Genomic DNA, 7609 nt, shown 5'->3' on the forward strand with positions numbered 1-7609 from the left:
TTGTCGCTTATCTTTTACCACCCAAGATGACACCAGTGTAATGGCAGCCAAGTTAACGGTGACCGGCTGTTGTGTTCGTCCGAATATGAGCGCGACCACTCCCTAGTAGCAGCCAACGCTTTTGTGAATGCTCCGCTGATAAGCGGCTTCCCAATCCTGTTACCAGAGAGGGAGGCGGCATTCTCGCCTACTGCCGGGAACTTTTGCCTTTGCAGCCCCCAGGTCATTTCTGCCTAGGGGTTTTGGGTTGAAGTGGTTCATGCCAACTTTTGGCCTCTTCCCTACGTTTATAAGTCGGGTGATGCCAAGACTCACAAGTTCAGTTGTACCTTGCCAAGCAGGCCTTATATCTGCCCGGATCCCCAGAAGTCTTTTCTGGCGGGCAATAGTGCCATACTTGGTTAGAAAAACGATATCACACCCGCCGCTAACGAGCAAATAACGCTTCCCGTTCATTCGTAGGATGCGCGGCGGCATTGCTCAAAGTGTTGAGATTACACCAAACCTGCGCTAAAATAGCTAATTACTTAGAATAGTAGGGACGCATAGCTCAGTTGGTTAGAGCACCACGTTGACATCGTGGGGGTCACTGGTTCGAGTCCAGTTGTGTCCATTGCTATTTGCAACTCAGAGCTGCTAGATCGAGGCTAGGAAGCAGGGGTTGCTTCCCCAGTAAATCCTAGTCTTGGAACTGAAATTGCAAAATGCGGACGGAGGGACTTGAACCCACACACCTTGCGGTACTAGAACCTAAATCTAGCGCGTCTGCCAATTCCGCCACGTCCGCAGCAAACCTAGTCTAACGCACTTTGGGTAGGAGGCGATCGCCCTACAACCCCATTTTAGTAATGGTTCCCCACTTTGCGATGGTGAACGGCGGTCATGCCCTCAGGCTTCGAGACACGGCCACTGTCAACGGTGCTATAGACAATCCAGTGGTCGTGGGCATCCAGACGGCTCACCACTGTGCATTCCATGTAGGCAAGGGCATCGGCCAAAATCGGACTGCCGTTATTCGCAGGATAGGTTTTCACGTGGGCAAAGCGATCGGCGCCCGGTGGAAAGCGCTTCAGGAAGTGACGCATGAGGGGCTGGTAATTACCTTCCTCTAAAACATTCAGAACAAAGGTATCCCCCACGTGGAGGAAGGACTCAATCGCTCGATCCTTGGCTACAGCAATGGAAATTCCAAGGGGGTCAGTACTGGCCTGTGCCACCCAAGAGGCCAACATCGCACTGTTAATCGCACCCTTTTGGGCGGTGATAATGTAAAGTCCGCCGCTGAGGCGACCGAGGGCTTTATCCAAGTCGGCGTCTAAGGACTTCATCTGCTTGACGGTGCGATCGCGCAACAGCCATTGCCCCATGTCGGTACCGGCTTCTTCAGCCTCTTGAAATAGGGCATCGGTGGGAGCCGCTGTTACTCGAATCACGGGAAATGAGGGGGTCAGACCGGCATCACGAAATTGATTTAGCAATGGATAGGCGGGTTCAGCATCAGCCACGCCGCTTTCAAAGACACCAATAGCTTGTTTGGCATGGGCAGCCGCAAGAATTGTACTTAGGGCAGTTTTGGCAACAGCCGTGGTGGGCGGTGTACCGATAATAAGTCCAGCGGCAATCTCGGTGAGTTCGCGAATCTCTTGAGGTTCAGCAGTGAGCAGATCCATTTTTTCAACCACCACCCCAGTTTTAGCAGCCCCCCGTTCGATCGCCTCTGCGAGGGCATTGGCATAACCATAGTTAGCCGCATAGAAAATGGCCACTGTCGTTGCCGCTTTTGCCTGTTCTTGACTCCAATTGCGGTAGGAATTTAGCCATTGAGGGAGATGATGGCGCAGTAGCGGGCCATGCCCTGTGGCAACCAGTTGCACTGGCGGCAGCACTTCCAAGCGTTTGAAGGCGGAGAGCACTGAGCGGGCATTGGGCCCCATCAGACAGTCATAGTAAAACTTGAAGTCTGGCTCTAATAGTTCTGGCTCGGTATCAAAGGGATCATCGTTGCAGAAGTGGGCGCCAAAGACATCACAGGTAAAGAGGGTCTGGGTGCCATGGTCAAAGGTGAGAATCGTGTCTGGCCAGTGGAGATTGGGCGCCATGACGAATTCAAGAACATGTCCTTTGCCCAGGTCAAGGCGATCGCCATTTTTTACCTGCCGTTGATTAAAAGGCTGATGGATCAAGTCCCCAAGGAACTGTAAGGCCACCTTCGAGGCCACCACGGTAACCTGGGGAGCTTTTGCCAATACATCCTTGACAAGGCCACTGTGATCGGGTTCGGTGTGGCTGACGATAAGATAGTTCAAATCAGCGGGGTTCACCAGTTGCCAGAGTTGCTCGAGGTAGCGATCGCCAAACTTGGCATGGGCGGTATCCACGAGGGCAATCTGTTCCCCCTTGATTAAAAAGGAGTTGTAGGTGGTGCCATTTTCAAGGGCAAACTCAATGTCAAAGCGATCGCGATCCCAATCGAGGCAACGAATTGCCGTCGTCTCAGGGGCAATGTCCAACACTTGAAGTGTTAAGTGGGGTGGACGTTTGGACGTGCTGACGGCCATAGGCAGTTCCTCAATCTTGAAACTACCTTTTATCCTGACACATGGAGAAAGGTAACAGGATTCAGAGTTTTTAATAGCCCCAATAACATGCTTTGCAAATGGCCATCCTCATTCGGGTTCAAGGGGTGCCATGGTCAGACCTGCCCGCAACAGTTGCTCATGGTAGAGTTCTGCCTGTTCTTGGGGGCCGACCCAAACAATGGCTTGGCCTTCATAATGCACCTGATTCGTCAATTCCCAAGCGCGATCGCTGGTCATATTGGGAATGTATTTCATCAAACAGGCAGCCACATGCTGAAACGTGTTGAAGTCATCGTTGAGGACAATGACTTTGTAGTTGGGATAGTGCTTGCGAATAACCTGCCGCCGCTCTTGAGGAACAACGCTAGGCATAGGTCACACACTTTTGTAGCTACACTGCTCCCTAGTTTAGCTCATTGAGTTCAGATCGGTTGCTGGAGGGGCAGTGCCCTTGCGGAGTTTTGGAGACAGACATTCAAAACACTCCTATGCTATAGCTAAACGTAGGATTCAACCCTTGGGGGCATTGGTTATGACGGCAAAGAATGTGTTGGGAACACCCTTGGCGTGCTGCTGTCAAGATCCACTTACAGGCTTCTATCGCGATGGTTTTTGCCGAACAGGGGCAGGGGATGTCGGCGCCCATGTCATCTGTGCTGAAATGACCGCAGAATTCCTCACCTTTACCCGTTCCCGCGGTAATGATCTGTCGACGCCTGTGCCTGCTTATCAGTTTCCGGGGTTGAAACCGGGCGATCGCTGGTGTCTGTGTGCCTCCCGTTGGCGCGAAGCTCTTGAGGCAGGCGTAGCTCCCCCTGTTATTCTTGAGGCCACCCATGTCAGCGCCCTTGAGTATGTCTCCTTAGAAGATTTGAAAGCCCACGCCCTCGGCAGTAGCCATCAACCATAATTCGGGGAATACTCCAGTATGCCCGACCCAGAATCCGATTTTCGCTTAGATCCTCGCTACGTGGCAGGTTTAGCTGCCTTCAATCGGGGAGATTATCAACTAGCGATCGCTGCTTTCCAGGCAGTGATTGCCACCCATGGTCAACACCGAGAGGGGCTGCAGGCTCACCTGCATCTCATTAAAGCCTATGCCTGCACTCAGCAGTGGCAGGAAGCCATTGATCTGTGTCAACTTTTGGCGCGATCGCCCCTACCGCCGATTCGGGCTTGGGCAGAAAAATATCTACCTGAGTTAGAACGCTATCTCGGTGAGGAACCGACCTCCCCCCATTCTCGGTTTGTTGCGGCAGCGGGTTCCAACCCACCCATGCAACTGCGGCCGGTGCCTCGCCTCTATCTCTGGCTGAGTCAGGGGGCAACACTGCTTCTTGTTGCGTGGCTACTTCAAGGGCTTCTCCAAGGGGGGATCGCCGCTCTCCTCAGCGATGCCAATGATCAACTGGCCCTCCTGCGGGGCTGGGAAGGGGCGATAGCGTGGTTTTTGCTGGGCTGCTTGGGGCTGGGACTGCTCAGCGGTGGCAGCTGGCTGTGGTCGTGGCGCTTGCGTGCGCGTTATGGTCTGCGTCCCGTTAGCCTTGGAGAACTTGAGGAGTATAGTCCCGAAACCCTGATGCTTTTGGGGCGTTTGCCGTGGTCATGGTGGCAACCCCGTCCCGAAGTGGGCTGTTTGATGACGGCAGCCCCCCTCATTTTTAGCTATGGACGCTGGCAGCGCCGCATTATTGTCAGCGAAGGTCTGTTGCGATCGCTCTCTGGCGAGGAACTGCTGGCTTTGATGGCCTGTGAAATTGCCCAACTGCGGCTGGGGCTGAATACCTTGGTGACCCCCCTTGTGCTGCTGTTGCAACTGCTCTATGACCTTTACTGTTGGGGGAGTCGTTGGGGCGATCGCGTTGCGCCTCCCTATGGCAGTCACCGGGGACGGTGGATCATCCGTGGAATTCCCTATCTCTTTTGTGCCCTTGTGAGCCAAGGGAGTTACCTCCTCTTTCGCGGCTTGGAGCTGCTCTGTTTCTGGAGCAATCAATTGCGGCACTACTATAGCGATCGCCAAGGGGCAGCACTCATCGGTAATCCCAATACCCTTGTGATGGCTTGGTTTCGCCTCATGGAAGCCACAGCAGCAACAGTGCGTGTCCAAGGGGAAATCGGTGCTCCCCTAGAATCGCTGCGCTTGCTCCTCCCTCTGAATCCGACCCAAGCTGCTCTTTTGGGAAATCAACCCCTCGATTGGCCAACAGTGATCCGCTGGGATACCGCCCATCCCCTGCGATATTGGTTTCGCCTAACCTCCTCCCATCGCCCCTTGGGACTGCGCCTGCAAGCCCTGATGACCGATGCGCAGCAATGGCGACTGACTCCCCTCCTCTCGCTGCCCACCATTTCCTCCCTGCGGTGTCAACAGGCTTGGCAACAAGTGGCACCTCTGTTAGGGGGAATCGCAGGAGTGATCATCACGATTCTCCTCACGGCCATTGGCCAGTTTGCCCTGCGGACGGGCGCGATCGCCCTCTGGTGGTTGGCAGATTGGGCAACCTTGGCACGGGGCTTCATTCCCATTGGCATTGGTCTCGGTCTCTTTTTGCGCTTGAATGCCTACTACCCACCTCGGCCACCGCAAACCTACACCTTGGGTCAGCTTCTCCGTCGTCTTTTGCCCCTCGATAGCCCTGCTATTCAGTTAAAGGGGCATTTACGAGCAGTGACGGGCTTGCGCAATGGCTTAGGACAGCACCTGTGGCTGGAGACGGATCAGGGTTTGTTTCCCCTGCGCTGCCATAGGGCTTGGGGACCGATTTGGCCCATCCTTGAGCCAGCCTATCTCAAAAACCTGCGGGGGCGATCGCTGGTGGTACGCGGTTGGTTTCGCCGCGGTACAGTTCCCTTTGTTGAAGTGAGTGAGTGGGACTCCGCGGATTTACAGGAAAAGCGCTCTTGGGCTGCCCCCTATTGGGCAATTGTCGTTGCTACCCTATGGGTTCTCTACGGCCTCGTGACACTATTGGGTTGGATCTAGACCATGCAACTTTCCCAAGCCCATCTGCGAACGCTGCAAACCTGTCCACGGCAATACCAGTACCGCTATCTCGACAGCTTGATGCTGCCGGAGGCCACGTTGACAGAAACTCCTTCCCAAAAGCAGGGCCGCAACTTCCACCGCCTAATGCAACAACACCTTCAGGGACTCGATGTCCACCCCATCCTTGAAGCGCAGCCCGAATTGAAGCCTTGGTTTGAAGCCTTTCAAACAACGCCACCGCCAATGATTCAAGGCCAAGGTAAGGCAGAGCACCACCGCAGTTTGGGCTGGGGGGAGTTTACACTGGTGGCGGTCTATGACTACGTCATTTTTGGCCAAGAGCAAGCCCAGATTCTCGACTGGAAAACCTATGCCCGCCCCCCCGCCCCAAAAACCCTAAGCCATCATTGGCAGACTCGCCTGTACTGCTATCTCCTAGCAGCCACCAGTGCCTATTCCCCCAAGCAGATTTCCATGACCTATTGGTTTGCTCAAGGGGAAAAGGGGGCGAATTTCTACACCTTTTCCTACAATGACACTACCCACCAAGCGGTTCACCAAGCCCTAGAACAGTGTCTCAACCAACTGAGTCAATGGTTACAAGCCTATGGGCAAGGGCAGGATCTGCCGCAAGTTCCCGCAGCCCAGATTCCCAAGTATTGCCATCCCTGTGCCTTCGCTGAGCGGTGCCGGCGTTCTCAGCCCAGTGGTGTTTCGAGCATTGATCCTTTTCTAGCCGTGCTCAAAGACTTGAGTGTACCCCGCTAAATCCAGATCCACAATGGCGGGTAGGCAGCTCAAGGCTGCTTGTACTAACTCAAAGCGCTCCTCCCGTTTCAACATTTCCGTTAGCCGTTGCCACAGGGGAATCAAGTAGCGTACATCATTGGCGGCATAGCGGATTTGATCTTCCCGCAGTGCGATAGTATTGCCCCAGTCAGAGCTTTGAGCCGATTTATCAATCTCCACCCCCAGTAAATCCAAGACCAAATCCTTAAGGCCGTGGCGGGGGGAATAGGTGCGGGCAATCTTACTGGCAATTTTGGTGCAAAAGACAGGATGAACGCGGATGCCCAAGTGGTAACGCAACGTCGCCAAATCAAAGCGGGCATAGTGAAAAATTTTGGTAATGCGGGGGTGCTCTAGGAGTTGCTGAAGGTGGGGGGCTTCCGTTTGCCCGCGAGCAATCTTGACTATTGCCACTTGTCCCTGCGGATCACATAGCTGTACAAGACACAGGCGATCGCGGGGAATATTCAAGCCCATGGTTTCTGTATCCACGGCCAATTGATCGGCCTGGAGAAAGTGGGCCAAGGCAGTGGCACTTAAATCGGAGTCAAAACACTCTAGGGGAAAATCCAAATCCATGACTTGCTCACAACCTCTCTCATAAATTAGGCGGGGGGGACTTCTGAGGACGATTCCTTAGACACATCAATGCGCTCCAACTGCCAGAGAATTTGGTTACTTTCACGGCGCACGCGGGAGATCTGCCAATTGCGCCATGTCCATTCTTCACCCCGACTGGTGACGGCACTGGTATGCACATCCATCAATTCTGCCAATTCTGCGCTGGTAATCAAGTACTTACCGGCCGCCAATTCATCGGCAATCCGCAGTGTCACAATTAATTCTTCAAGGCGGGCGCGGCGCTCAGACCAGGGGGGCGATTTTCCCCCTAACCATTCACCGTCACCATCGACCCCTAAGGATGGCTGCACCATAGGTTTTTTCCCGTAACTGACATTGCTCCAAAAATCTTAGCGAGAAATGATGAGGTTTAGTCCACTTTGGCGATCGCCAGCCGCCGCGAGGATAGGGCTAGAATAGTTTTTAAGATTTGTTAATCAATCCGAGCGCCATGACGGTAACTTTGACCCCTGCATCTACCCTCTACGATCAAGTCACCACGATCGCCCGCCGCCTTGGTATTGAGAAATTTGACCTTGGTGGCTCCCATGTAGATGAGGTTAGTGTCCAGGTGCAGCAGGGGGAACCCAAACAGGTGAAGGCCTCGCAGCGATCGGGCATCACGGTACGG

The 7609-nt window shown here is 54.0% G+C and carries 7 protein-coding genes, 2 tRNA genes and 1 pseudogene; 5 read left to right on the forward strand and 5 right to left on the reverse strand.

Annotated features, from left to right (window positions below):
* Positions 1-539: 539 nt before the first annotated feature.
* Positions 540-613 (forward strand) — tRNA-Val (locus Q0711_RS07865).
* A gap of 92 nt (positions 614-705) precedes the next feature.
* Here the strand turns inward: Q0711_RS07865 and Q0711_RS07870 are convergent.
* The 3 genes from Q0711_RS07870 to clpS all read right to left on the reverse strand — a co-directional run bounded on the left by Q0711_RS07870 (position 706) and on the right by clpS (position 2951).
* Positions 706-787, reverse strand: a tRNA-Leu gene (locus Q0711_RS07870).
* A 55-nt stretch (positions 788-842) separates the two neighbouring features.
* On the reverse strand, positions 843-2558 hold the full coding sequence (locus Q0711_RS07875) for a diflavin flavoprotein (RefSeq protein WP_299042227.1): 1716 nt from the start codon (positions 2556-2558) through the stop codon (positions 843-845).
* A 108-nt stretch (positions 2559-2666) separates the two neighbouring features.
* Positions 2667-2951 (reverse strand): ATP-dependent Clp protease adapter ClpS, encoded by a 285-nt coding sequence (clpS, locus tag Q0711_RS07880; RefSeq protein ID WP_298612602.1) that lies wholly within the window; start codon positions 2949-2951, stop codon positions 2667-2669.
* A gap of 160 nt (positions 2952-3111) precedes the next feature.
* On the opposite strand from clpS, the gene Q0711_RS07885 reads away from it, so the two are divergent.
* From Q0711_RS07885 to Q0711_RS07895, 3 genes are read left to right on the forward strand one after another with little or no spacing between them, the layout of a single operon-like run.
* Positions 3112-3489 (forward strand): DUF2237 domain-containing protein, encoded by a 378-nt coding sequence (locus Q0711_RS07885; RefSeq protein ID WP_298612649.1) that lies wholly within the window; start codon positions 3112-3114, stop codon positions 3487-3489.
* An 18-nt stretch (positions 3490-3507) separates the two neighbouring features.
* Positions 3508-5565 carry a zinc metalloprotease HtpX gene (locus Q0711_RS07890; RefSeq protein ID WP_299042231.1) on the forward strand — a complete coding sequence of 686 codons (2058 nt, stop codon included), beginning with the start codon at positions 3508-3510 and terminating at the stop codon, positions 5563-5565.
* Between the two features lie 3 nt (positions 5566-5568).
* The gene (locus Q0711_RS07895) at positions 5569-6336 is read left to right on the forward strand and encodes a PD-(D/E)XK nuclease family protein (protein ID WP_299042234.1); all 768 of its coding nucleotides are present in this window, start codon (positions 5569-5571) and stop codon (positions 6334-6336) included.
* Here the strand turns inward: Q0711_RS07895 and Q0711_RS07900 are convergent.
* Together Q0711_RS07900 and Q0711_RS07905 are read right to left on the reverse strand one after the other, a co-directional pair.
* Positions 6301-6936: a ribonuclease H-like domain-containing protein gene (locus Q0711_RS07900; RefSeq protein ID WP_298612099.1), complete on the reverse strand. Its 636-nt coding sequence runs from the start codon at positions 6934-6936 to the stop codon at positions 6301-6303. The genes Q0711_RS07895 and Q0711_RS07900 overlap by 36 nt on opposite strands.
* Before the next feature lie 26 nt (positions 6937-6962).
* Positions 6963-7292, reverse strand: a complete 330-nt coding sequence (locus tag Q0711_RS07905; RefSeq protein WP_298612102.1) for a hypothetical protein — start codon at positions 7290-7292, stop codon at positions 6963-6965.
* A gap of 137 nt (positions 7293-7429) precedes the next feature.
* Here Q0711_RS07905 and Q0711_RS07910 point away from each other — a divergent pair.
* A pseudogene (locus Q0711_RS07910) lies at positions 7430-7609 on the forward strand (TldD/PmbA family protein); the annotation flags it as partial.

The organism is uncultured Thermosynechococcus sp. (assembly GCF_937958135.1).
In the GTDB taxonomy this organism is placed as follows: domain Bacteria; phylum Cyanobacteriota; class Cyanobacteriia; order Thermosynechococcales; family Thermosynechococcaceae; genus Thermosynechococcus.

What these genes read in the sequence shown, in the direction of transcription:
- Q0711_RS07875 (WP_299042227.1), bottom strand. Translation starts at nt 2,558, where the DNA reads ATGGCCGTCAGCACGTCCAAACGTCCACCCCACTTAACACTTCAAGTG.
- clpS (WP_298612602.1), bottom strand. Translation starts at nt 2,951, where the DNA reads ATGCCTAGCGTTGTTCCTCAAGAGCGGCGGCAGGTTATTCGCAAGCAC.
- Q0711_RS07885 (WP_298612649.1), top strand. Translation starts at nt 3,112, where the DNA reads ATGACGGCAAAGAATGTGTTGGGAACACCCTTGGCGTGCTGCTGTCAA.
- Q0711_RS07890 (WP_299042231.1), top strand. Translation starts at nt 3,508, where the DNA reads ATGCCCGACCCAGAATCCGATTTTCGCTTAGATCCTCGCTACGTGGCA.
- Q0711_RS07895 (WP_299042234.1), top strand. Translation starts at nt 5,569, where the DNA reads ATGCAACTTTCCCAAGCCCATCTGCGAACGCTGCAAACCTGTCCACGG.
- Q0711_RS07900 (WP_298612099.1), bottom strand. Translation starts at nt 6,936, where the DNA reads ATGGATTTGGATTTTCCCCTAGAGTGTTTTGACTCCGATTTAAGTGCC.
- Q0711_RS07905 (WP_298612102.1), bottom strand. Translation starts at nt 7,292, where the DNA reads ATGGTGCAGCCATCCTTAGGGGTCGATGGTGACGGTGAATGGTTAGGG.